Annotated in this window: 19 protein-coding genes; 12 read left to right on the plus strand and 7 right to left on the minus strand. The window is 60.8% G+C overall.

What is annotated here, in order from left to right; all coding sequences use genetic code 11:
* Positions 1 to 103: 103 nt before the first annotated feature.
* From glgX to AC1ROI_RS21695, 7 genes are all read left to right on the plus strand, one after another.
* On the plus strand, positions 104 to 2,263 hold the full coding sequence (glgX, locus tag AC1ROI_RS21665; protein WP_010459951.1) for a glycogen debranching protein GlgX: 2,160 nt from the start codon (positions 104 to 106) through the stop codon (positions 2,261 to 2,263).
* Between the two features lies 1 nt (position 2,264).
* Entirely contained in the window at positions 2,265 to 3,254 is a 990-nt protein-coding gene (locus AC1ROI_RS21670; protein WP_102593618.1) for an acyl-CoA dehydrogenase family protein, read from the plus strand.
* On the plus strand, positions 3,251 to 4,009 hold the full coding sequence (locus tag AC1ROI_RS21675; RefSeq protein ID WP_010459946.1) for a PIG-L deacetylase family protein: 759 nt from the start codon (positions 3,251 to 3,253) through the stop codon (positions 4,007 to 4,009). The genes AC1ROI_RS21670 and AC1ROI_RS21675 overlap by 4 nt, the downstream gene beginning before the upstream one ends.
* A complete protein-coding gene (locus tag AC1ROI_RS21680; protein WP_102593617.1) occupies positions 4,006 to 4,605 on the plus strand; it encodes an SAM-dependent methyltransferase in 600 nt (199 codons plus the stop codon). The genes AC1ROI_RS21675 and AC1ROI_RS21680 overlap by 4 nt, the downstream gene beginning before the upstream one ends.
* Positions 4,602 to 5,261 carry a glycosyltransferase family 2 protein gene (locus AC1ROI_RS21685; RefSeq protein WP_010459942.1) on the plus strand — a complete coding sequence of 220 codons (660 nt, stop codon included), beginning with the start codon at positions 4,602 to 4,604 and terminating at the stop codon, positions 5,259 to 5,261. Before AC1ROI_RS21680 ends, AC1ROI_RS21685 begins: the two co-directional genes overlap by 4 nt.
* Positions 5,262 to 5,385: 124 nt before the next feature.
* On the plus strand, positions 5,386 to 6,144 hold the full coding sequence (locus AC1ROI_RS21690) for a PIG-L deacetylase family protein (RefSeq protein ID WP_077749963.1): 759 nt from the start codon (positions 5,386 to 5,388) through the stop codon (positions 6,142 to 6,144).
* Positions 6,145 to 6,341: 197 nt separating this feature from the next.
* Positions 6,342 to 7,142: an endonuclease/exonuclease/phosphatase family protein gene (locus AC1ROI_RS21695; protein WP_010459937.1), complete on the plus strand. Its 801-nt coding sequence runs from the start codon at positions 6,342 to 6,344 to the stop codon at positions 7,140 to 7,142.
* 12 nt (positions 7,143 to 7,154) lie between these two features.
* On the opposite strand, the gene AC1ROI_RS21700 is transcribed toward AC1ROI_RS21695, so the two are convergent.
* Positions 7,155 to 7,718, minus strand: a complete 564-nt coding sequence (locus tag AC1ROI_RS21700) for a hypothetical protein (protein ID WP_102593616.1) — start codon at positions 7,716 to 7,718, stop codon at positions 7,155 to 7,157.
* Position 7,719: 1 nt separating this feature from the next.
* On the minus strand, positions 7,720 to 8,490 hold the full coding sequence (locus tag AC1ROI_RS21705) for a DUF2092 domain-containing protein (RefSeq protein WP_102593615.1): 771 nt from the start codon (positions 8,488 to 8,490) through the stop codon (positions 7,720 to 7,722).
* A 527-nt stretch (positions 8,491 to 9,017) separates the two neighbouring features.
* Here AC1ROI_RS21705 and AC1ROI_RS21710 point away from each other — a divergent pair.
* Positions 9,018 to 10,091, plus strand: coding sequence for an autotransporter domain-containing protein (locus tag AC1ROI_RS21710; RefSeq protein WP_102593614.1), 1,074 nt, complete (start codon positions 9,018 to 9,020; stop codon positions 10,089 to 10,091).
* A gap of 158 nt (positions 10,092 to 10,249) precedes the next feature.
* On the opposite strand, the gene glgB is transcribed toward AC1ROI_RS21710, so the two are convergent.
* The 3 genes from glgB to AC1ROI_RS21725 form a co-directional block, all read right to left on the minus strand.
* Positions 10,250 to 12,481 (minus strand): 1,4-alpha-glucan branching protein GlgB, encoded by a 2,232-nt coding sequence (gene glgB / locus AC1ROI_RS21715; protein ID WP_010459929.1) that lies wholly within the window; start codon positions 12,479 to 12,481, stop codon positions 10,250 to 10,252.
* A 2-nt stretch (positions 12,482 to 12,483) separates the two neighbouring features.
* A complete protein-coding gene (gene treS, locus AC1ROI_RS21720; RefSeq protein WP_102593613.1) occupies positions 12,484 to 15,825 on the minus strand; it encodes a maltose alpha-D-glucosyltransferase in 3,342 nt (1,113 codons plus the stop codon).
* Between the two features lie 197 nt (positions 15,826 to 16,022).
* Entirely contained in the window at positions 16,023 to 18,020 is a 1,998-nt protein-coding gene (locus tag AC1ROI_RS21725; protein ID WP_077749968.1) for an alpha-1,4-glucan--maltose-1-phosphate maltosyltransferase, read from the minus strand.
* A 208-nt stretch (positions 18,021 to 18,228) separates the two neighbouring features.
* On the opposite strand from AC1ROI_RS21725, the gene AC1ROI_RS21730 reads away from it, so the two are divergent.
* A complete protein-coding gene (locus tag AC1ROI_RS21730) occupies positions 18,229 to 18,396 on the plus strand; it encodes a hypothetical protein (protein WP_167362284.1) in 168 nt (55 codons plus the stop codon).
* Positions 18,397 to 18,406: 10 nt separating this feature from the next.
* Here AC1ROI_RS21730 and AC1ROI_RS21735 read toward each other — a convergent pair whose 3' ends face one another.
* On the minus strand, positions 18,407 to 18,919 hold the full coding sequence (locus AC1ROI_RS21735) for an MgtC/SapB family protein (protein WP_010459923.1): 513 nt from the start codon (positions 18,917 to 18,919) through the stop codon (positions 18,407 to 18,409).
* Positions 18,920 to 19,044: 125 nt separating this feature from the next.
* Here AC1ROI_RS21735 and AC1ROI_RS21740 point away from each other — a divergent pair, with 125 nt between their 5' ends.
* The 3 genes from AC1ROI_RS21740 (at position 19,045) to mapR (ending at position 22,442) form a co-directional block, all read left to right on the plus strand.
* Positions 19,045 to 19,278: a DUF3203 family protein gene (locus tag AC1ROI_RS21740; protein ID WP_010459921.1), complete on the plus strand. Its 234-nt coding sequence runs from the start codon at positions 19,045 to 19,047 to the stop codon at positions 19,276 to 19,278.
* 196 nt (positions 19,279 to 19,474) lie between these two features.
* Entirely contained in the window at positions 19,475 to 20,902 is a 1,428-nt protein-coding gene (ccoG, locus tag AC1ROI_RS21745) for a cytochrome c oxidase accessory protein CcoG (RefSeq protein ID WP_102593612.1), read from the plus strand.
* 130 nt (positions 20,903 to 21,032) lie between these two features.
* A complete protein-coding gene (mapR, locus tag AC1ROI_RS21750) occupies positions 21,033 to 22,442 on the plus strand; it encodes a GntR family transcriptional regulator MpaR (RefSeq protein WP_102593611.1) in 1,410 nt (469 codons plus the stop codon).
* 151 nt (positions 22,443 to 22,593) lie between these two features.
* Here mapR and AC1ROI_RS21755 read toward each other — a convergent pair whose 3' ends face one another.
* Positions 22,594 to 23,340 (minus strand): SDR family oxidoreductase, encoded by a 747-nt coding sequence (locus tag AC1ROI_RS21755; RefSeq protein ID WP_010459916.1) that lies wholly within the window; start codon positions 23,338 to 23,340, stop codon positions 22,594 to 22,596.
* Positions 23,341 to 23,372 lie beyond the last annotated feature (32 nt).

Consider the following 23,372-nt stretch of genomic DNA (forward strand, 5'->3'; position numbering starts at 1 on the left):
CCCCCCCCCCCCCCCCCCCCCCCCCCCCCCCCCCCCCCCCCCCCCCCCCCCCCCCCCCCCCCCCCCCGCTCCTACAAAGAATCCCCTTTTTGCAGGAGCATCTATGTCCAATCCAAAGAAAGCCGCGCCAGAACCTCACGCCGAGGCCTCGCGAATCCGTGAAGGCTTGCCCTTCCCGCTGGGTGCGACCTGGGATGGTCTGGGGGTCAACTTTGCCTTGTTTTCCGCCAACGCCACCAAAGTCGAACTGTGCATCTTCGACGATGCCGGCGAGGTCGAACTCGAACGTATCGAACTGCCGGAATACACCGACGAGATCTACCACGGCTACTTGCCCGACGCCCACCCAGGGCTGATTTACGGCTACCGTGTCTATGGCCCCTACGACCCGGCCAACGGTCATCGGTTCAACCACAACAAATTGCTGATCGACCCCTATGCAAAACAACTGGTCGGCCAGCTGAAATGGTCCGAAGCGTTGTTCGGCTACACCATCGGGCATCCTGACGCCGATTTGAGTTTCGATGAACGCGACAGCGCACCGTTTGTCCCCAAGTGCAAGGTGATCGACCCGGCTCACACCTGGGGCAACGACCATCGCGTCAGTGTGCCGTGGGACAAGACGATCATTTATGAAACCCATGTGCGCGGCATCAGCATGCGCCACCCTTCGGTCCCCGAGAACGTGCGTGGCACCTTCGCCGGGTTGATGGTCGATGACGTGCTGGAACACATTCGCAAGCTCGGGGTGTCGTCGGTGGAGTTGCTGCCGATCCACGCTTTCGTGAACGACCAGCACCTGCTGCACAAAGGCATGACCAATTACTGGGGCTACAACAGCATCGCCTTCTTTGCCCCGGATCCGCGTTACCTGGCCAGCGGCAAAATCGCCGAGTTCAAGGAGATGGTCGCGCACCTGCACGAAGCCAATCTGGAAGTGATCCTCGATGTGGTCTACAACCACACCGCCGAGGGCAACGAACAAGGGCCGACCCTGTCCATGCGCGGCATCGACAACGCCTCGTATTACCGCTTGATGCCTGATGACAAGCGTTACTACATCAACGATTCCGGCACCGGCAACACCCTCGATTTGAGTCACCCTTGCGTGCTGCAAATGGTCACCGACTCCTTGCGCTATTGGGCCACGGAAATGCACGTGGACGGTTTCCGCTTCGACCTGGCGACCATCCTCGGCCGCTACCATGAAGGCTTCGACGAACGTCACAGCTTCCTCGTGGCCTGCCGCCAGGACCCGGTGCTGCGCCAGGTGAAGATGATCGCCGAGCCATGGGATTGCGGCCCCGGCGGTTATCAGGTCGGCGGTTTTCCACCGGGCTGGGTCGAGTGGAACGACAAGTTCCGCGACACCGTGCGCGCGTTCTGGAAAGGCGATGACGGCCAACTGGCCGACTTCGCCAGCCGCATGACGGCGTCCGGCGAGATGTTCAATCAGCGCGGCCGACGGCCCTATGCCTCGTTGAACTTCATCACTGCCCATGACGGCTTCACCCTCAATGACCTGGTGTCGTACAACGACAAGCACAACGAAGCCAACGACGAGAACAATCAGGACGGCAGCAATAACAACCTGTCCTGGAACCACGGCGTCGAAGGCCCGACTGACGATCCGGAAATCAATGAACTGCGTCAGCGGCAAATGCGCAATTTCTTCGCCACGCTGCTGCTGTCCCAAGGCACCCCGATGCTGGTGGCCGGCGACGAGTTCGCCCGGACCCAGGAAGGCAACAACAACGCCTATTGCCAGGACAGCGACATCGGCTGGGTCAATTGGGACCTGAGCGAAGACGGCAAGGCCCTGCTCAAGTTCGTCAAGCGCCTGATCAAGTTGCGCCTGGCCTATCCGATCCTGCGTCGCGGACGCTTCCTGGTGGGTAATTACAACGAGGACATCGGCGTCAAGGACGTGACCTGGCTCGCCCCGGATGGAAGTGAAATGTCCATCGAGCAGTGGGAAGAACCGCACGGCCGCTGCCTCGGCATGTTGATGGACGGCCGCGCCCAGGAAACCGGTATCCGCCGCAAAGGCGGTAACGCAACCCTGTTGCTGGTGGTCAACGCGCACCACGACATCGTCAACTTCACCTTGCCGGAAGTGCCGGACGGCTATCACTGGACGTGCATGGTCGACACCAATCAACCGTCGATTCGCGGACAGGAACGCTTCGAGTTCGGGCACGAGTACTCCGTCACCGGTCGTTCGCTGCTGCTGTTCGAATTGCAGCATGAGGAAGAAGAGTGAAATGGACCTTCAAGCGTTTCTCACTCGCCAGCCACCGGACTACGCCGATACTCAGGCGCTAGGCCGGTGCCTGCGGGCGTTGGTGGAGGCCGGGCTTGATCAGCTTCCGCTGCCAGGCAGTGGCCAGACGCTGGAACGCTTCCAGCGGTTGGCCGAGGTCGGCGGGCATGACCTCGGGTTATGCAAGTTGTACGAAGGCCATACCGATGCGCTGGCGATCATCCAGCAGTTGGGTGGCTCGCCGACACCGGGCAGCACGTGGGGGATGTGGGCCGCTGAACCGCCAAACGCCCGGGTGCGCGTCCGTCCGCAGGGACACATGGTCGAGTTGAACGGGCGCAAGGCCTGGTGCTCGGGCGCGGCGGTGTTGAGTCATGCGCTGCTCACGGCCTGGGATCATCAGGACTGCCAGCAATTGGTCGCGGTGGCGCTGGATCAACCCGGCGTGACCGTGACCGATCAAGGCTGGCAAGCGGTCGGCATGGGCGCCTCCGGCAGCGTCGAAGTGCTGTTCGAAGGCGCCGAGGGCCAAGCCATCGGTTCACCCGGCGATTACCTGAATCGGCCCGGTTTTTGGCAGGGCGGCATCGGCATTGCCGCCTGCTGGTACGGCGCGGCGCAAAGCATTGCCGAACGCCTGCGCAGCCATTGCGCGCACCATGAAGAACCCCACGCCCTCGCTCACCTCGGTGCCGTCGACAGTGCGCTGCATGCCGCCGCCGAGGTCTTGCGGGTCAGTGCACTGATGATCGACGCCGCCCCGCTGGACGACGCCGAATTGCTGGCCCGGCGCGCCCGTGCGGTGGTGGAACACACCGCCGAACAGGTCATGTTGCATGTCGGCCACGCCCTCGGCGCGGGTCCCTACTGTAGGGATCGGCAGTTCGCCCGATTGATCGCCGACCTGCCGGTGTTCCTGCGCCAAAGCCACGCCGAACGCGACCTCGCCGCCCTCGGCCAAACCGTCATTACCGGAACATGGACGTTATGAAAACCAATCCTATCGTCGGCCAGGGCACGCCGCTTCATCGGTGGCAGACCTCCAGCCACCTGGCGCAGTTACCGGTGATCGATATCCTGAGCCTGGTGCCGGAAGGTGCCCGCGCAGTGATCATCGCCCCGCACCCGGATGACGAAGTGCTGGGCTGCGGCGGTTTCCTGCAATTGCTCGCCGCCGCCGGTCGGCCCTTGCAACTGATCTCGGTCACCGATGGCAGCGCCAGCCATCCCGGCTCCGAGCGCTGGCCGGTGGAGCGCCTGAGCGCGGTGCGGCCACAGGAATCGGTCGAAGCCTTGCGACGTCTCGGTGTGCCCCTGCACAGCCTGAAATGGCTGCGCGGTGGATTCAAAGACAGCCAGGTCGCTGATCGAGAAAGCGAGCTGAGCGAGTTCATCGAACGTCACTTGCACCCCAACGACGTGGTATTCACCACGTGGCGCGAGGACGGCCATTGCGACCACGAAGCCGTGGGCCGGGCCAGCGCCACAGCGGCAAGACGAGCGGGTGCGACCGTCTATGAATTGCCCGTATGGACTTGGCACTGGGCGACACCTGAAGACAGTTTCGTGCCGTGGCACCGGGCGCGAAAAATCCTCCTGGCCCCGCACCTGGTCGCGCGCAAACGCCACGCGATCCACGCCTTTGCCAGCCAGTTGGAGGGTGACCCGCACATCGGCTTGCCGCCCGTGCTGGCGCCCTATGTGCTGGAACGGCTGCTGCAACCGTTCGAAGTGGTGTTTGTATGAGCGTCGACGACCGCTATTTCGACGGTCTTTTTACCGGCAACGATGATCCCTGGTCGTTCCGTCAGCGCTGGTACGAACAGCGCAAACGCGCAATCACCCTCGCCGCAATGCCCCGCCCTCACTACCGGGCGATCTTTGAGCCCGGCTGCGCCAACGGCGAGTTGAGCTTTGAGCTGGCCAGCCGCTGCGATCGTCTGCTGTGTTGCGACACCGCCGCCGCAGCCGTGACGCTGGCTCGCACCCGACTCGGCCCGTTCGACCACGCCGAAGTCCGCCACAGCCGCTTGCCTGCCGATTGGCCGGACGAGAAATTCGACCTGATCGTGCTCAGCGAGGTCGGCTACTACCTCGACGCCGATGATCTGAAACGCCTGATCGAACAGGCCGCACAATCGCTGACCGCCGACGGCCAACTGCTGGCCTGCCACTGGCGCCCGCCCATCGACGACTGTCCGTTGAACGCCCGGCAAGTCCATGACTTGCTCCACGAACATTTGCATTTGCCGCGACTGGCCCTGCATCAGGAAGCGGATTTTCTACTGGAACTCTGGAGTCGTGAACCACGCTCCGTGGCGGCTCTGGAGGGTTTGCGATGATCGGCATTCTGATCCCCGCGCATAACGAAGAAGACTTGCTCGAAGACTGCCTTGAGGCGGCCCTGCTCGCCGCGCAACACGAGCGGCTGGGCGGTGAAACCGTCGAGGTATTGGTGGTGCTCGACAGTTGCACCGACCGGTCCTCGGAGATCGTCAGCGCCTATCCGGTGCACAGTCTGGCGATCGAGGCACGCAACGTCGGTCAGGCTCGCGCCGCAGGCGCACGGTTTCTGCTGGAGCGCGGGGCACGCTGGATATCCTGTTCCGATGCCGACAGCCGTGTGGCGCACGATTGGCTGGTGGCGCAACTGGCCCTCGACGTCGATGCGGTGTGCGGCACGGTCACGGTGGAGGCGTGGCACGAGGCGTTCGATGAGTCGGCTCAGATTCGCTATCACCAGCACTATCAGGCCCGCGAAGGTCATCGGCACATTCATGGAGCCAATCTGGGCATCAGTGCTGACGCCTATCAGCGCGCCGGCGGTTTCGAACCGCTGGCCTGTGACGAAGATGTGCAACTGGTGCGACAACTCGAACGCTGTGGCGCAAACATAGCCTGGAGCCATCGCCCGCAAGTGCTGACCAGTGCTCGGCTGGACAGTCGCGCACGCGGTGGTTTCGGCGATTATTTGCGAGACCTGGTACAGCCTGGTTAAAAAATACCGTCTCAGATGCCAGCACCACGCGACGAATAGCGAGACTTGAGCAATACTCTCCTCGCGGCAATCCAGGGTATGGAGCGCTGCACATTGCTCTCAAACAGAACAAGGACGTAGCCCGATGAAACCCGTTTCCCTCATCGAAAGCAGCTTGCCGGGACAGGTCTGGAACAGCGCCCGGCAACTGGACAACATCCCCGTCATCAACACCGAGACCCTGGTCCCCACTGGCGCGCGTGCCGTGGTCATTGCGCCGCATCCTGGCGATGAAGTGGTCATGTGTGGAGGCTTGCTTCAGCTCCTATCCTCGTTGGGTCATCCCCTGCAATTGATCTCGATCACCGATGGCAGCGCCAGCCATCCGGGCTCGCAACAGTGGTCAGAGAAACGCCTGAGTGTGTTTCGCGGCCAGGAAAGCGTCGAAGCCTTGCGCCGGCTCGGTTTGCCGATGCACAGCCTGAAGTGGATTCGCGGCGGCTTTACCGACAACGCCCTGGCCAAGCATGAAACCCAATTGACCCAATTCATCGCCCGTTATTTGCGCCCCGGCGATGTGGTGTTCACTACCTGGCGCGAAGACGGCACCTGCGATCATGACGCCGTCGGCCGCGCCAGCGCCAATGCGGCGAGCATGGTCGGCGCGACGATCAACGAACTGCCGGTCTGGGCCTGGCACTGGCCGACCCGAGATCAAGGACTCTTTCCCTGGCATCGTGCGCGCAAAGTACGCCTCGACACCTGGACCGTCGCGCGCAAAAGCCACGCCACCCACGCCTACGCCAGCCAGCTCGACGGCGAACCGGCCATCGGCATCGCGCCACTGCTGCCCCGGGTGATATTGGAGCGCATGCGTTTGCCCTATGAAGTTGTCTTTGTCTGACCCAATTCCCCATCCAACCCAATCCCTGCGGGAGCGAGCCTGCTCGCGATATCGTTGGGTCAGTCGACATCCATGCTGGATGTCACTCCGCGATCGCGAGCAGGCTCGCTCCCACATGGAATGGGTGTCGCTCAAACTGAACTGCCCGCCGCTGCATCAGTCGCATGCATAAGCAGCCCAGATTCAGAGGAGTGAACGTGACCAGCGATTCCGAGCAGCGAGCCGTTGAATCAGTGCCCTTGGACTCGCCCCCGGCGATTCATCGATTGAGGGTGCTGACGGTCAACACCCACAAAGGGTTTACCGCCCTCAATCGGCGTTTCATCCTTCCGGAGCTGCGAGAAGCGGTGCGCAGTACGTCGGCCGATCTTGTATTCCTGCAGGAAGTGGTCGGCGAGCACGATCGGCATTCCTCCCGTTACAACGACTGGCCGCAGACCTCGCAATACGAGTTCCTGGCCGACAGCATGTGGAGCGATTTCGCCTACGGTCGCAACGCCGTTTACCCCAACGGCCATCATGGCAACGCGCTGCTATCGAAATACCCGATTCGCGAACACCGCAATCTCGATGTCTCGATCACCGGCCCCGAACGCCGCGGCTTGCTGCACTGCGTACTGGACGTGCCGGGGCACGCTGAAGTCCATGCGATCTGCGTGCACTTGAGCTTGCTGGAAAGTCATCGCCAGTTGCAGCTGCAACTGCTCTGCCTACTGCTCGAATCCCTGCCCGACGATGCGCCGGTCATCATCGCCGGCGACTTCAACGACTGGCAGCTGCAAGGCAACGCCGCCCTCTCCCGTCGCAATTACCTGCACGAAGCCTTCGAACGCCACAATGGCCGCCCGGCGAAAACCTACCCGGCGCGCTTTCCGCTACTGCGCCTGGACCGGGTCTACCTGCGCAACGCCAGCAGCCACAACCCGCGAATTCTCGGCAATAAACCCTGGACGCACCTGTCGGACCACTTGCCGTTGGCGGTGGAAGTGCACCTCTGAGCGATCAATGCATCAAGGTGCGTTGACCACAACATAGGTCACATTGCTGCCCTGATACTGCGGCTGGTACCAGGTTGAACCGCACTGCATGTACACCGTGTTGTATTGCATGACCTGCACGCAACTGGTGGGCATTTGTGCCGGCGTCAGGATCGAGCCAACCACCGCGGCTGTCACCGCGACCGTTGCGGTCACGGCCGCCGCCGTGGCGATCGGATGATAGTGATCGTCGTAGCCATAGCGGCCATGCCCGTCGACATCAATGTCGACGTCGCGATTGTTGTTGATGTTGACGTTACGAGTGCTGTTGTTGATGTTGGTACGGTTGCCGACAGTGTTCCCGGCATTGACCCGGCTGCCTGAGTTCACCCGATTGCCCGCATTGACGTTGCTCGCGCGCGGCGGGGTATTGATCCGCTGCGCCCGCTGGGCATTGGGGGCTGGCGCACGGTTGACTGACGCCCTTGCCTGCCCCTGGCCCCGTGGCCGGGCATCCGCTTCGGCGATCAGGCCGACAGTCAGCACTGCGGCAGAGGCTAGCGATACAAACAGGCTCCACGACATTGTCCGGTTCATGTCATTCCCCTCCCTGATCAACGGCTTTCTTCAGCGCAATCGCCACATCACCCTTGGCCGGTTTGAAGGTGAACATCGACTCCTGGAGGCCAGGCTTCAGGTTCCAGTGATACACCGCGCTGTATTCCGGAAAGCTTTGCTCATCGGTGGTGGTAATCACCAGTTTGCACGGCAGTGGCTTCTCGGACCGTGTGATCCACAATTGCCAGTCGACGCCCTCCTGCCGAAAGGCCAAGTGATCACAGAGTTGGCCCTTGATCGTCGACGGTCCCACGTACAGGGCTTCCTTGAGTGCATCGATCTGGGCCTGATCGCTGCCAAACAGAAACAAGTCTTCCATGGGGATCTGGATCCCGTAATGGTTTTCGATCATGTGCAGGGTTTCGGACACCCTGGGTGGGGCATCCACCGTGGTGTAGTACTTGAGGTACGGTGAGTACTGGGTCAGTTTCTTGCCGTTATAGAAGAACTCTCGCGTTCGGACATCGCCTTCTGTCCGGGCGTACATTCGGTCATGCCCCAGCACTTTCAGGGTAGTGGAAGCCTCGGACTTGATCTTCTGCCCGGTCTCCAGGACGGTATCCAGGGTCACTTCGGCATCTACCTGAAACTTCGACAGGCTGCGCAGGTAGTTGCCCATATCGATCAGCTTATCGACCACCTGCGGATTGATGATCGGGGTGGCGTCCGCCGCCGGTGCCTCTTCGGCGCGAGCCCCTGGGGCAAGGAGCAGGGGAAACATCAGGCAGAAAACACTGGGTTGGGTTTTCATCGATTTTGCTCCTGTCCCTGCGCCGGGCTGCCGCCCGAAACCTTGTGGCTGAATGTTCAGCCTAGTTGCGGCCAGTCCTGTTCGCCAGACAGACAAACCGATGTGAGGACAGCGATTCCCTTGCGTTCATTTCAGCGCAGCATTACTGACAGAATCGAGACATGGACATCGTCGGGCCAGCAGGCCCTGAACACCGTCCGGACAGACCGGTAGCCCACTATCCAAAGGCTCTGGCCCGAGGGTTTTTTGACGATTTTTCGAACAAACAAGTACTTAGATGCGCGGCAAAAATCAGTCACTTGCGAGCACTAAAATTCCATTACCGCCCATCGGCCATTTTCTTGACGCATTGTCAAGGGTCTTCTTAGCTTCACGTTACTACCCCCGGAAATCCACCAGGGGCAAACCTCCAGACACCCGCGAAATCGGGCGGCCAGCGGCTTGCCTCAATCCATTCGGTCGCCCCTCATTCGGGGTAGGAGAGACGCCAAAGCGAGATACGGCATGCGATTGCAAGGTAGACCCCCATGAAAACTTCATTCACCCAACAAGAGATCAAAATCACTTTTTGCACTGTCTCGAGTTCTCTGCTGCTGTGTTCGTCCATGGAGGTGCAAGCCGGCCACGCAGAGGATGAAACCGCCCCCTGGTATCGCCAGGATGTTCCGGCAATGACCTTGCCCACGATACACATCACCGCCCCCTACCCCGGCCATTTCAGCGCCGCCTCCGATACACGAAGTTCTCGCCTGACCATCGAAGATGCCGCGCCTTCGACCTGGGACCAGTTGTACGGACAGGCATCGCGACAAGCACAGACCGATGTAATGACCCAGGGGTTTTCCAGCCCTGGCAGCACCGAATTCAAAGGTCCGGCGATCCTGACCCTGCAAAGCGGTAGCGGCCATACCCAACGGGTCGGACTGATCGGCGGGATGACGCAGTTACAAGGCAACAGCAACGGCCTGTTGACCAGTCGCGCCCTCGCCGCCCCCGAGACCGACACCCTCAACCTTCAAGGCCAGAGCCTCGGCGCCTACTGGAGCCTGACCGGGCCACAAGGCTGGCACGTGGATCTGTCGGCCAGTGGTGGACGGGTCGCCGGTTTCAGCCGTAACGACCAGGGCGCGCGGATAGCAACCGAAGGCAGTGCGGTGACGTTGTCGGTGGAAGGCGGATTTCCGATTGGGGTCAGCGAAAACTGGGTAGTCGAACCACAAGCGCAGTTGATCAATCAGCGCATCACGCTGGATACGCCTTATGCCGGTTCAAGTAATGCATCGTCCAGCGACCTGACGTCCTGGAGCGGCCGGGTCGGCGCAAGGTTGAAAGGTAGTTACGACATCAACGGCCTGGGAGTCGAACCCTATGTGCGGACCAACTTGTGGCACACCGTGTACACCGGCAACACCGTGTCCCTCGATCAGGTCGACAAGATCAGCAGCAGTCGCAACTCATCGACGGTCGAAGTGGGGTTGGGGCTGGTTGCCAGAGTCACGCCCGCGGTGAGTTTCTACGTCAGCGCCGATTACAGCAGTGATGTGGATGAAAATGATTTGAATGGCTTGATCGGGAGTCTGGGTGTGCGGATGCGGTGGTGAAGTGATCGTTCCCACGCTCCGCGTGGGAATGCCTCCAGTGGCGCTCTGCGTCACATCGTAGGGACGCTCTGCGTCCCGAGGCTGCATTCCCACGCGGAGCGTGGGGAACGATCATGTCGGAGCGAGCCTGCTCGTGATGGGAGAGACCCCGTACTGGATCAACCCTCAGGACTCAGGATCAACACCGCCAACGGTGGCAGATTCAACACCAGTGAAATGTTCTGGCCATGGCTCGGCTCTTCCTCGGTAAACGCCCCGCCGCTGTTGCCATAATTGGACCCGGCATACATCGCCGCGTCGCTGTTGATCACCTCGCCCCAGCGCCCGGCGAACGGTACGCCGATGCGATAGGCCTGACGCGGCACCGGCGTGAAGTTCGCCACCACCAACACCGGCCGCCCTTCCTTGCTCCAACGCAGGAACGCGTAAACGCTGTTGATCGCATCATCGCCGATCAACCACTGGAAGCCTTGCGGCGCGTCGTCCTGGTCATGCATCGCCGGCTCTTCGCGGTACAGCCGATTGAGGTCGCCGACGAGTTTCTGCACACCCTTGTGTTCGGAGTATTGCAGCAGGTACCAGTCCAGTTGCTGATCGTGATTCCACTCGCGCCACTGGCCGAACTCGCAACCCATGAACAGCAGTTTCTTGCCCGGGTGCGCCCACATGAAGCTCAAATAGGCCCGCAGGTTGGCAAATTTCTGCCAGCGGTCGCCAGGCATCTTGTCGATCAGCGAGTGCTTGCCGTGCACCACTTCATCGTGGGAGATCGGCAGGATGAAACGCTCGGACCAGGCATACACCAGGCCGAAACTCAGCTCGTTGTGGTGATGGGCGCGGTACACCGGATCCTGTTGGATGTAATGCAGCGAATCGTGCATCCAGCCCATGTTCCATTTGTAGTCAAAGCCCAGCCCGCCCTGTTGCGTGCTCTGGCTGACACCCGGCCACGCGGTGGATTCCTCGGCAATCACCAGCGCACCGGGCGCTTCGATGTTGACCACGTCGTTGAGGTGACGCAGGAAGTCGATGGCTTCGAGGTTCTCGCGACCGCCGTGACGGTTTGGCACCCATTCCCCGGCCTTGCGCGAGTAATCGCGATAGAGCATCGACGCCACGGCATCGACCCGCAGGCCATCGACGTGGAAATGCTTGAGCCAGTGCAGCGCCGAGGCCAGCATGTAGCCGTGCACTTCGGTGCGGCCCAGGTTATAGATCAGCGTGTCCCAGTCCTGATGGAAACCTTCCTGCGGATTGCCGTATTCGTACAACGCGGTGCCATCGAATTGCGCCAGGCCGTGGGTATCGGTGGGGAAATGCGCCGGCACCCAATCGAGGATCACGCCGATGTCAGCCTGGTGACAGGCGTTGACGAAGGCGGCGAAGTCATCCGGCGAACCATAACGGGCGCTCGGGGCGAATTGCGACAGCAACTGGTAACCCCAGGAACCGCCGAACGGGTGTTCCATGATCGGCATCAGCTCGATGTGGGTGAAGCCCAGTTCCTTCACATAAGGAATCAGCCGCTCGCCCAGTTCGTGCCAGGTGTACTGGCGCGCCACTTCACCCAGATCGTCCAGCTCGCATTGCCACGAGCCGGCGTGCAACTCGTAGATAGACAGCGGCGCACTCGGCAGATGCCGCTCGCCACGAGACTCCATCCACGCCTGATCCTGCCAGTCGATGTTCAACGGTGAGGCGACTTTGGACGCGGTATCCGGCGGCAGCGAGGTGGCCAATGCCATCGGGTCAGCCTTGAGCGGCAGAATCCCGTGGGCGCCGAGGATTTCGTATTTGTAGGTTTCCCCTGCCTGCAAACGCGGGATGAACACTTCCCAGACCCCGGTGGGATGGCGCAAACGCATCGGGTGCCGACGACCGTCCCAGTTGTTGAAGTCACCAACCACCGACACCCGTTTGGCATTCGGCGCCCACACGGCGAAACGCACGCCGTCGACGCCGTCCACCGTCTTCAGCTGCGCGCCGAGGCAGGCGCTGAGGTCGCGATGATTGCCTTCGGCGAACAGGTACAAGTCCATTTCGCCGAGTAATGGGCCAAAGCTGTAAGGGTCCTCGGAAACCTGTTCGCCACCGGCCCAACGGGTGCGCAAAAGATACGGCTGCGCCCGATCGAAGTGCCCGACAAACAGGCCCGGCGTCTGGGTGGCTTCAAGGTTGCCGAGTTCTTCCCCGGAGTCCCTGGCCAGTACCTGCACGCTCAGCGCGTCTGGCAGATACGCTCGAATGAATTGTCCGCCGGCGTCATCGCCGTGGGGGCCGAGAATTGCAAAAGGGTCGTGATGTTCGGCGCGTACCAGCGCGTCGATATCCCGCGATCTGGGCAGCAACGCTTCTTTAGCGTGACCCTGTTCCTTGTTCGAGAAACTCATGACTACTCTCCACCAAGCTCGGAAAAGGGTTTAAGCCCACTCAATAATCCATACAAACCGTGCAATGGCACCGGCAACCACGTGGGGCGATTTTCAGCCTCATAAGCCACCTCATACGCCGCCTTCTCCAGCCCGAACAACGCCAACGCGGCGTCCTCGCCTTCCGGATCTTGCCACGCATGAGCAAGACTAGCTGCCGCCAGCCGATAAGCGTCGACAAATGCCTGTTTTGCTTCATTCAAATAACGGTCGGCTACCCGTTGCCGTGCCGCTCGGGCTTCGGCGGTGTTGTCGACGTTATGCACGTTGATCGCCATCGCCGCGGCGTAATCGAAGGAGCGCAACACGCCACTGACATCTTTGTACGGGCTGTGCTTGCCGCGTCGCTCGCTCAGCGGCCGTGCCGGCTCGCCTTCGAAGTCGATCAAGAAGGCGTCGCCCTTGATCACCAGCACCTGACCCAGGTGCAAGTCGCCGTGGACGCGAATGCGCAAACCACCGACGGCTTTTTCGCCCAGGTCCTGGACATGACTGAGGATGGCTTTTTTGTTGTCCAGTAAACGAGTGACCAGCGCTTTGTCCGCCGGGTTCAGTTCGCTTTGATGCTGTTTGAGCAACTTCAGCGAGTGCTCCAGTTGCGCCGCGACGTCCTTGGCCGAGGCCAGGGCCTCTTTTTGCGTGGTGACCTGCGGGGCGAAGTCCGGGTCATCGGTCGGGGCCGCCAGCACCTGGTGCATCTCACCCAGCCGTTGGCCGAGCATGCCGGCGAAGTCTTTGAGCTCACCCAGTGCGTTGTAGTGCTGCTCCTGCTCGGACATGGCGTCGGCCAGTTCGTCGCGCAGTGCCCGTTCGAGGTTGTTCTGGGTCCATTCCCAGGCATCGCCCTGATTGCTCAAATAGCCTTGGGCAATCATCAGCAGATTGTCCTCGCCCTTGGCGTCGCGGCGAACCACCGACCCCAGCAGCGGCGAGATGTTGCTAAAACCGGCGTTGGTCAGATAGGCGCTCATTTCCAGTTCCGGGTGCACGCCCGAGGCGACCTTGCGGATCAGCTTCAGCACCAGGCTGCTGCCAATCACCACCGAACTGTTGGACTGCTCGGCCGACAGGTAGCGCACTTCGGATTCGGCCGTCAGGCCCAGTTTGGCCAGCTCCTCGGTCGGTTCGAAACGGATCTCGCCGCCATCGGAAGGCAACACGGTGTTTTCCTGCATGCCTCGCAGCACCGCGCGGATGAAGTTTTCCAGGCTGAACGCATCGGTGATCAACCCCACCTGAGGGCCACGTCGCACTCGAGACAGCGCCAATTGCTGCGGCAGCGCCGGCCCGACCTGATCATCGGCAATGAAGCCGAAAGGCAACTGGTAACGGCTGGTCTGGCCGCCGCTGGTGACTTCGATTTCACTCAAAAGCACCGGATGCTGCGCATCGCCGAAGCGCACGCCATAGACCAGGTTGACCTTCTCGATGGCCGCGTCCTTGCCGGCGAACCAGCGACGGTTTTGCAGCCAGTTCGGCAAGATGCCCTGCTCCAGCGTGCCGCGTGACGGCGCTTCGAGCAGTTCTTCCATGCGTTTTTTCAACACCAGGGTGGTGAAATCCGGCAGGCTTTGCGCCGGTTCTACGTGCCAGCTGGGCATTTGATTCTCCGCAGCAAGTCCAAACCAATAAAAGCCGTAAGGCGCCAGCGTCAGGAGGAAATTCAACTGGCCGATCGGCGGGAAGGCGTTACCCCCGAGCATCTCCACCGGCACCATACCGGCGTAAGCCGACAGGTCCAGCTCCGCCGCTTGCGCACTGCGCGATACGTTGGCCACACACAGGATGATTTCGTATTTGCCGTCCGGCCCGTCGTATTCACGGGTGTAGGCCAGAATTCGCCGGTTGCTCGGCGAGAGCATTTTCAGCGTGCCACGCCCGAAGGCCTTGGACTGCTTACGAACGGCGAGCATGCGCCGGGTCCAGTTCAGCAGCGAATGCGGGTCGCCGGCCTGGGTCTCGACATTGACCGACAGGTACCCGTATTGCGGGTCCATGATCGGCGGCAGTACCAGGCTCGCCGGGTCGGCGCGGGAAAAACCGCCGTTACGGTCGATCGACCACTGCATGGGCGTGCGTACGCCGTCACGGTCGCCGAGGTAGATGTTGTCGCCCATGCCGATTTCATCGCCGTAATACATCGTCGGTGTGCCCGGCATCGACAGCAGCAGACTGTTGAGCAGTTCCACCCGACGGCGATCCCGTTCCATCAACGGTGCGAGGCGGCGGCGAATACCGAGGTTGATCCGCGCCCGACGGTCGGCCGCGTAGTAGTTCCACAGGTAATCGCGCTCCTTGTCGGTGACCATTTCCAGGGTCAACTCATCGTGGTTGCGCAGGAAAATCGCCCACTGACAGTTGGCCGGGATCTCCGGAGTCTGGCGCAGGATGTCGGTGATCGGGAAACGATCTTCCTGGGCCAGCGCCATGTACATGCGCGGCATCAACGGGAAGTGAAAGGCCATGTGGCATTCATCACCGTTGAGGCCTTTTTTATCGGTGTCACCGAAGTACAGCTGCGTGTCTTCCGGCCATTGATTGGCCTCGGCCAGAAGCATGCGGTCTGGATAGTTGGCATCGATCTCGGCACGGATCTGCTTGAGGACGTCGTGGGTCTCGGGCAGGTTTTCGTTGTTGGTGCCGTCGCGCTCGATCAGGTAGGGAATCGCGTCCAGGCGCAGGCCGTCGATGCCCATGTCGAGCCAGTAGCGCATCACCGACAGCACCGCTTTCATGACTTGCGGGTTGTCGAAGTTGAGGTCTGGCTGGTGCGAATAGAACCGGTGCCAGAAGTACTGGCCGGCGACCGGGTCCCAGGTCCAGTTGGACTTTTCGGTGTCGAGAAAGATGATCCGGGTGCCGTCGTATTTGTGGTCATCGTCGGACCAGACGTAGAAGTCCCGCGCCGCCGAACCGGGTTTGGCTTTTCGTGCGCGCTGGAACCAGGCGTGCTGGTCGGAGGTGTGGTTGATGACCAGCTCGGTAATCACCCGCAGGCCGCGTTTGTGGGCCTCAGAAATGAAACGTTTGGCGTCGGCCATGGTGCCGTAATCGGGGTGGACGCCACGGTATTCGGCAATGTCGTAGCCATCATCGCGCCGTGGCGACGGATAGAACGGCAAGAGCCAGATGGTGTTGACGCCGAGGTCGGCAATGTAATCGAGTTTGGCGATAAGGCCGGGAAAGTCGCCGATCCCGTCGTTGTTGGAGTCGAAAAAAGACTTAACGTGAACCTGGTAGATCACCGCATCCTTGTACCAGAGCGGATCCTTGATAAAGGTGGCTGCCTTGGGTTTCTTCGCCATTTGAAACTCCTGTTGAATTCAGTGCAGCCCCTGAGCCGAACGCCTACCTGTGGCGAGGGAGCTTGCTCCCGCTCGGCTGCGAAGCAGTCGCAAAACCTGTAAATCAGTTGACCCTGAAAAAACAGGGCCGCTGCGCGCCACAGCGGGAGCAAGCTCCCTCGCCACAAAAGTTCATCCCATCGCAAATCTGGGGGGCTTCAAGAAGTTGTGATTCGCCAGATACCGAACGGTTGATGCGCCGGGTCGATTCGCATGAACTGATACTTGCCGTACCAGGTCCAGCGATGGCCGCTCATCAAGTCTTCACCCTGAGTGCTGGCGTCATCGGGCAAGCCCATTTCCCACAGAGGCAATTCAAAATTCGCTTCCTGGACGTTATGCGGATCGAGGCTGACGGCCACCAGAATGAAGTTGCTGCCATCCGCGCTGCGTTTGCCGAAGTACAGAATGTTGTCGTTCCACGCGTTGTAGACCTTCAGGCCCAGGTGCGTGTGCAGTGCCGGGTTTTGCCGGCGGATGCGGTTGAGCTGGGCGATCTCGGCGATGATGTTGCCCGGCGCGGTAAAGTCCCGTGGGCGGATCTCGTATTTCTCGGAATTGAGGTATTCCTCTTTGCCCGGTACCGGCGCGGCTTCACAGAGTTCGAAGCCCGAATACATGCCCCACAGACCCGAGCCCATGGTCGCCAGCGCCGCGCGGATGAGAAAGCCGGCGCGTCCGGATTCATGCAGAAACGCGGGGTTGATGTCCGGCGTGTTGACGAAGAAATTCGGCCGGTAGCATTCGCGCCATGGCGACTCGTTGAGTTCGGTGAAATAGGTCGCCAGTTCCCGCTTGGTATTGCGCCAGGTGAAGTAGGTGTAACTCTGGGAGTAACCGACCTTGCCCAGCCGCGCCATCATCGCCGGCGTGGTAAAGGCCTCCGCCAGGAAGATCACCTCGGGATACAACGCCCGCACATCGGCGATCAGCCATTGCCAGAACGGCAGCGGCTTGGTGTGAGGGTTGTCGACACGAAAGATCTTCACGCCCTCTTCGACCCAACCGACCACAATGTCCCGCAGCTCGACCCACAGGCTGGGAATTGCATCGCTGGCATAGAAATCGACGTTGACGATGTCCTGGTACTTTTTCGGCGGGTTCTCGGCGTATTTGATCGTGCCGTCCGGGCGCCAGTTGAACCAGCCCGGGTGCTGTTTGAGCCACGGGTGATCCTGGGAACACTGGATCGCGAAATCGAGGGCAATTTCCAGTCCGTAATCCGCCGCCGCTGCCACCAGTCGACGAAAGTCTTCGCGGGTGCCGAGTTCGGAGTGAATCGCCTCGTGCCCGCCCTCTTCGCTGCCGATGGCATACGGGCTGCCCGGATCGTCGGGGCCGGCGCTCAGTGAATTGTTCGGGCCTTTGCGGAAGCTGCGTCCGATGGGATGAATGGGCGGGAAATACAGCACGTCGAAACCCATGTCCTGAATCATCGCCAACCGAGCATGCACGTCGTTGAACGTGCCGTGACGGTTTGGATCGTCGGTGATCGAGCGCGGAAACAACTCATACCAGCTGGCGAACTGGGCGAGCTCGCGCTCGACGTCCAGCGGAAATTCAGGACTGAGGCTCAAGTAGGCACGGTGATCGGCCTGAGCCATCAGGTCCGCACTGCGCTGGTGCAGAAACAAGGTGACTTGCTCGGCTTCGAGCAACCCGGACAATTCATGGTGCAACGCCGCCAGGTCTTCGCTCAGCGGCCCTTCCGAGCGCTCGGCCGCCTGTTTCACCTGATTGCGCCCTTCCTGCAACTCCAGGCTGATGGGCACGCCGGCAATGTGTTTCTTCTCGATCTCGTATAGAAAGCTGGCGTACTGATCGATCCAGGCTTCGATACAAAAGACGTAGCGGCCTTGATCCTCAACGCGGAACTGCCCTTCCCAGCCGTTATTGCCGAGTTCGGTCATGACCTCACTCTGCCAGGCCTCGTCGCCGTCGGCACGCCAGCGTATGCGTACGGCCAGTTTGTCGTGGCCGTCGGCGAACACTTTGCTGGTCACCACCACGTCCTGGCCCACCACGGCCTTGGCCGCGAACTGCCCGCCATCCAGAGTCGGCATCACGCTTTCAATCGCGATGCGCGGCAGCAGTAGCGCCTGTGACAGTGGCATATGAGGGTTGTAGTTCAGCTCTGTCGGTTTTTCAGCAGTCATCGAGCATCTCTCCTTAACGCCCCATGGACGCTCTTGTGTCTGGTCGTCTTTCACACGAAACCCGTCGGTCCCGAAATGAACTCACTTAGGTTCCGAGCGACAAGCGCGGGGAAAAGTTCACGCCCATTTGCTGCGGAATCAAATCCCTTGCGTGACGGTCAACTCACTTAAGCACGACTTACGCCATGTGCCACTGGAGGCTTCAACGATGAGTATTCCAATCCCTGCCGAGACACCCGATCCGAACATCGACACCCCGACCATTCCGCCGACCGAACCGCAACCGGTGCCTGAGAAGGAACCGCCTGGCACTACGCCGCCACCCCGGGAAGAACCACCGAGCACGATGCCGCCGGTGATCGTCTCGCCTGAGTGACGATGGCGATCTAGGGTCGTTCCTGCTCGTCTTTGTCCCTGTCGAGCATTTGCACGATCCTCGGCATCACGCTGAAAATCGCCAACGCCAGCAGCGTACTAAACACCGCCGTCGCCTCGCGGCCCAGCCCGGCCGAGACACCGATGGCGGCGGTCAGCCATAAACCGGCGGCGGTGGTCAGGCCTTTTACGTGGCCTTCATCGCCCTCCTGGTTTTTCAGAATGGTGCCGGCGCCGAGGAAGCCGATCCCGGCGATCACGCCTTGCACCACCCGGCTCATGGCATCGGCCTGGGAGCCGGACATCTGTGGCACCAGCACAAACAACGCAGCTCCCAGCGCTACCAGCATGTGCGTACGCACACCGGCGGCCTTGCCCTTTTGCTCACGCTCGAAACCCAGAATGCCGCCCAGGATCGCAGCCATCAGTAATCTCACGGTTATACGCGTCAGTTGTGACGCATCGCCGATGTCGGCGAACTCCGCTTGCAGCGTTACCCAAACCTCATGCCACCAGGCGTTCATGGTGCAATCCTTGTGATTGATCGTTATGGGAGGATGGACCGCGCCGACCATTAATCGGTTGCACAGAACGATGTCCGTCGGATGCGCCCTAACAGTTTAGAACCCGCTAAAAAAAGGACATCGCCATGACTGTGCGCATCGAAAGCCAGACCTGCTTCTTCATCACCGAGAACGGCGAAGAAATTCGTCTGTGCCCCGACGTCACGATCATCACCGACTCGGAAAAAGCCATGTCGGCGGTGGAACTCAACGGCCAGCGCGTGTACATCACCGAAGCAGAAGCCGATGCATTGACCGTAGCAGGCGCAGTGGACGGCCGTAAGCATTTGAAGGCTACCGACAGTGATTCGGTGATTTGACTGACCCCGATCAACAAGCCCCGCAGGCGCCTGATATAAGCGTCTGCGCCCTGCTGTGACGGGGTGCATCAAGTTGTCGCAGGCAGCGGATCAATCCCCATCTGATCCGCTTTTTATTGCAATACCTGAGTCTGTTATGCAAACAGATCGCTGGTCATAGTGCTCATGCCTGATGGAGGCTGATGAGCGAAAGACCATGAGCGAAAGAATCCCCGTCCGAATCGTAGAACCTGCCTCATTTATAAAAACCGAGCCTTTGCGTCCAAAGATAAAGGCCAAGTCCAGCGACAACCTGATTCACACCCGCAGCTTCACCGGCCTGTTCCGCACATTGCGCCTGAGCGGTGCGGGCGTTCTGTTTTTGCTGTTCTTCGGCACCGTGTGGCTCAACTGGGGTGACCGTCAGGCGGTGCTCTGGGACCTTTCCGAAAGCAAATTCCACATCTTCGGCGCAACTTTCTGGCCCCAGGACTTCATCCTGCTTTCGGCGCTGCTGATCATCGCCGCGTTCGGACTGTTCGCGATCACCGTGTTCGCCGGCAGGGTCTGGTGCGGCTACACCTGCCCACAGAGTTCCTGGACCTGGATCTTCATGTGGTGCGAGAAGATCACCGAAGGCGAACGCAACCAGCGCATCAAGCTGCAAGCCGCGCCGTGGGGCCTGAACAAACTTATTCGCCGCTCGGCCAAGCACACACTGTGGCTGGCCATCAGTCTGCTCACCGGGCTGACCTTTGTGGGGTATTTCACGCCGATCCGGCCCTTGGCCGAAGAGCTGCTGACCTTGCAGATGGGCGGTGTCAGTCTGTTCTGGGTGCTGTTTTTCACCGGCGCGACTTACATCAACGCCGGCTGGCTGCGTGAAGCGGTGTGCATGCACATGTGCCCGTATGCGCGGTTCCAGAGCGTGATGTTCGACAAGGACACTCTGACCATTTCCTACGACTTCGCCCGCGGTGAAAACCGTGGCCCGCGCAAACGCGAGGTGAAACCAGCCGAGGTGGGCCTGGGTGATTGCATCGATTGCCAGCTGTGCGTGCAAGTCTGCCCGACCGGGATCGACATACGCGACGGCTTGCAAATGGAGTGCATCGGCTGCGCGGCGTGTATCGACGCCTGCGATTCGGTCATGGACAAAATGGGCTATGCCCGTGGCTTGATCAGCTATACCTCGGAGCATGAGTTGCAAGGGGGCAAGACTCATCTGCTACGGCCGCGGCTGATCGGTTACACCGCGGTGCTGCTGGTGATGATCGGCGCCCTCGCCCTGGCGTTGGTCGAGCGGTCGATGGTGTCGCTGGACGTGAGCAAGGACCGCGGCCTGTTCCGAGAGAACAGCCAGGGGCAGATCGAAAACATCTACAGCTTGAAGGTCATCAACAAGACCCAGCTGCGTCAGGACTATCGGCTGAGCCTGGTGGACGGCGAAGGCTTCGTGCTGCAAGGCAAGACCGAGCTGAGCCTGGCGCCGGGTGAGATTGTCGATGTACCGGTGTCAGTGGCCATGACCGCCGAACGCCCCAGCAGCAGCTCGCAGACGATCAGTTTCAAGATTGCCGACAGCGACGAACCGGACATCTATAGCGTGGCCAAGAGCCGGTTTGTTGCGCCGATGAACCGTTGATCCCTTAGACTGCGGTGCTGCCATTCGCGGGCAAGCCTCGCTCCTACGGTTTCGTGCTGACTGTAGGAGCGGTGCTTGCCCGCGAAGAAGTCACCTCGATTTCACTGAAAAACACCAATCCAGGCACTCGATGAAACGCTACGAAAAATTCGCCGAAGACATCGCTGAACTGATTCGCTCCGGCGTCCTGGGCCCTGGCCAGCGCGTGCCGTCGGTGCGCTATGCCAGCCAGACTTACGGGGTCAGCCCGTCCACGGTATTCCAGGCCTACTACCTGCTCGAACGCCGTGGCCTGATCCGCGCCCGGCCGCGTTCCGGCTATTTCGTCAACACGCATGCGCCGAGCCCGTTCTCGGAGCCGGTGATCAGCAGCCAGGTCAATGAATCCACCGAAGTCGACGTCAGCGAGCTAGTGTTTTCGGTCCTCGACTCGATCAAGGACCCGACCACCGTGCCCTTCGGCTCGGCCTTTCCCAGCCCGACCCTGTTCCCGTTGCAGCGCCTGTCCCGCTCCCTGGCCAGCGCCGCACGGGACATGGACCCGCGCATGGTCGTCACCGACATGTCGCCGGGCAACCCGCAACTGCGGCGCCAGATTGCCCTGCGCTACATGGTCGGCGGCCTGATGTTGCCGATGGAAGAACTGCTGATTACCAACGGCGCGCTGGAAGCCCTCAACCTGTGCCTGCAAGCGGTCACCGAACCCGGCGACCTGGTGGCCATTGAAGCGCCAGCGTTCTATGCCTGCCTGCAAATCCTGGAACGGCTGAAACTCAAAGCCGTCGAGATCCCGGTGCACCCGCGCGACGGTATCGACCTGGGCGTGCTCGCGCAAACCCTGGAGCGCCACCCGATCAAGGCCTGCTGGTGCATGACCAGTTTCCAGAACCCGATGGGCGCGACCATGCCCGAGGCGAAGAAGCAGGAGCTGGTCGAGCTGTTGCGCAGCCACCAGGTGCCGCTGATCGAGGACGACGTCTACGCCGAACTCTATTACGGCCAGCAGGCGCCGAAACCGGCCAAGGCGTTTGATACCGAAGGGCTGGTGATGCATTGCGGTTCCTTCGCCAAGAGCCTCGCCCCCGGCTACCGCATCGGCTGGGTCGCCGCCGGGCGATATGCGCAGAAGATCGAACGGCTGAAACTGATGACTTCGCTGTGCGCCTCGATGCCGGCCCAGGCCGCTATCGCCGATTACCTGCAACACGGCGGCTACGACCGGCACCTGCGCAAACTGCGCTACGCCCTGGAAGAACAGCAAAGCGCCATGCTCGCCGCCATCGCCCGCTATTTTCCGGCGCAGACACGTGTCAGCCAACCGGCCGGCGGCTACTTCCTGTGGCTGGAACTGCCGCCGCAGATGGATTCGCTGAAGTTGTTCCAGATGGCACTGGCGCAAGGCATCAGCATCGCGCCGGGGCCGATCTTTTCACCGACGCAGCGGTTCAGGAATTGTATCCGGCTGAATTATGGCAGCCCTTGGACCGAGGATTCGGAGAAGGCGATGGAGACGTTGGGGCGGATAGTGCGGTCGTTCTGAAGCGTTGATGTCGTTTGGGCTACCGTCATCGCGAGCAGGCTCGCCCCCACAGGAATTTAGTGTCGTTCACAAATACTGTGTTCACATCAATCCACTGTGGAAGCGAGCCTGCTCGCGAAGGGGCCGGGCCGGACAATACAAATCTTAAGGATTAACGCCCACCGCCCAGGTCGACAAAAGTCCCGGTCGCATAAGAAGCCTTGTCCGACAGCAACCAGATAATCGCCTCAGCCACTTCGTCCGGCCGTCCACCGCGGGCCATCGGGATCGCCGATTCCAGCTTGCTGACCCGATCCGGATCACCGCTCAGCGCATGGAAGTCGGTGTAAATAAAGCCTGGCCGCACCGCGTTGACGCGAATGCCTTCGCCCGCCACTTCCTTGGACAGGCCGATGGTGAAACTGTCCAGCGCGCCTTTTGACGCTGCGTAATCCACGTATTCGTTGGGTGAACCCAGACGTGAGGCTACAGAGGACACATTGACGATGCTGCCGCCCTGCCCGCCATGCTTGGGCGACATGCGCATGATCGCGTGCTTGGCGCAGAGGATCGGTGCCAGGACATTGGTCTTGAGCGTTTTGAGAATGCGGAACTCGGACATTTCGTCGACGCGGGATTTTTGACCCACGGTGCCTGCATTATTCACCAGCGCCGTGACGCGACCCAGTTCGGTGTCCACGCGGTGGAACAGACTGATCACTTCGTCTTCGATGCTGACGTCGGCACGCACGAGAATGGCTTGAGCACCCAGAGCCCGAACTTGCTCCAGGACGCTTTGTGCAGCCGATTCGTCGGACTGATAGTTGATACAGACCCGATAACCAAGCCCTGCAGCCAACAGCGCGGTTGCCGCGCCGATACCACGGCCGCCGCCGGTGATGACAATGACTTTGTCCATGTTGACTTCCCCTTCACGCGTAAGCAATCGGG

This window comes from Pseudomonas sp. GW823-FHT02C02, assembly GCF_058797635.1.

Coding starts and splice junctions, on each gene's coding strand:
- glgB (WP_010459929.1), bottom strand. CDS start 12,481: ATGAGTTTCTCGAACAAGGAACAGGGTCACGCTAAAGAAGCGTTGCTG.
- AC1ROI_RS21675 (WP_010459946.1), top strand. CDS start 3,251: ATGAAAACCAATCCTATCGTCGGCCAGGGCACGCCGCTTCATCGGTGG.
- mapR (WP_102593611.1), top strand. CDS start 21,033: ATGAAACGCTACGAAAAATTCGCCGAAGACATCGCTGAACTGATTCGC.
- AC1ROI_RS21680 (WP_102593617.1), top strand. CDS start 4,006: ATGAGCGTCGACGACCGCTATTTCGACGGTCTTTTTACCGGCAACGAT.
- AC1ROI_RS21690 (WP_077749963.1), top strand. CDS start 5,386: ATGAAACCCGTTTCCCTCATCGAAAGCAGCTTGCCGGGACAGGTCTGG.
- AC1ROI_RS21700 (WP_102593616.1), bottom strand. CDS start 7,718: ATGAACCGGACAATGTCGTGGAGCCTGTTTGTATCGCTAGCCTCTGCC.
- AC1ROI_RS21755 (WP_010459916.1), bottom strand. CDS start 23,340: ATGGACAAAGTCATTGTCATCACCGGCGGCGGCCGTGGTATCGGCGCG.
- ccoG (WP_102593612.1), top strand. CDS start 19,475: ATGAGCGAAAGAATCCCCGTCCGAATCGTAGAACCTGCCTCATTTATA.
- AC1ROI_RS21730 (WP_167362284.1), top strand. CDS start 18,229: ATGAGTATTCCAATCCCTGCCGAGACACCCGATCCGAACATCGACACC.
- AC1ROI_RS21725 (WP_077749968.1), bottom strand. CDS start 18,020: ATGACTGCTGAAAAACCGACAGAGCTGAACTACAACCCTCATATGCCA.
- AC1ROI_RS21735 (WP_010459923.1), bottom strand. CDS start 18,919: ATGAACGCCTGGTGGCATGAGGTTTGGGTAACGCTGCAAGCGGAGTTC.
- AC1ROI_RS21685 (WP_010459942.1), top strand. CDS start 4,602: ATGATCGGCATTCTGATCCCCGCGCATAACGAAGAAGACTTGCTCGAA.
- AC1ROI_RS21670 (WP_102593618.1), top strand. CDS start 2,265: ATGGACCTTCAAGCGTTTCTCACTCGCCAGCCACCGGACTACGCCGAT.
- treS (WP_102593613.1), bottom strand. CDS start 15,825: ATGGCGAAGAAACCCAAGGCAGCCACCTTTATCAAGGATCCGCTCTGG.
- glgX (WP_010459951.1), top strand. CDS start 104: ATGTCCAATCCAAAGAAAGCCGCGCCAGAACCTCACGCCGAGGCCTCG.
- AC1ROI_RS21705 (WP_102593615.1), bottom strand. CDS start 8,490: ATGAAAACCCAACCCAGTGTTTTCTGCCTGATGTTTCCCCTGCTCCTT.
- AC1ROI_RS21740 (WP_010459921.1), top strand. CDS start 19,045: ATGACTGTGCGCATCGAAAGCCAGACCTGCTTCTTCATCACCGAGAAC.
- AC1ROI_RS21710 (WP_102593614.1), top strand. CDS start 9,018: ATGAAAACTTCATTCACCCAACAAGAGATCAAAATCACTTTTTGCACT.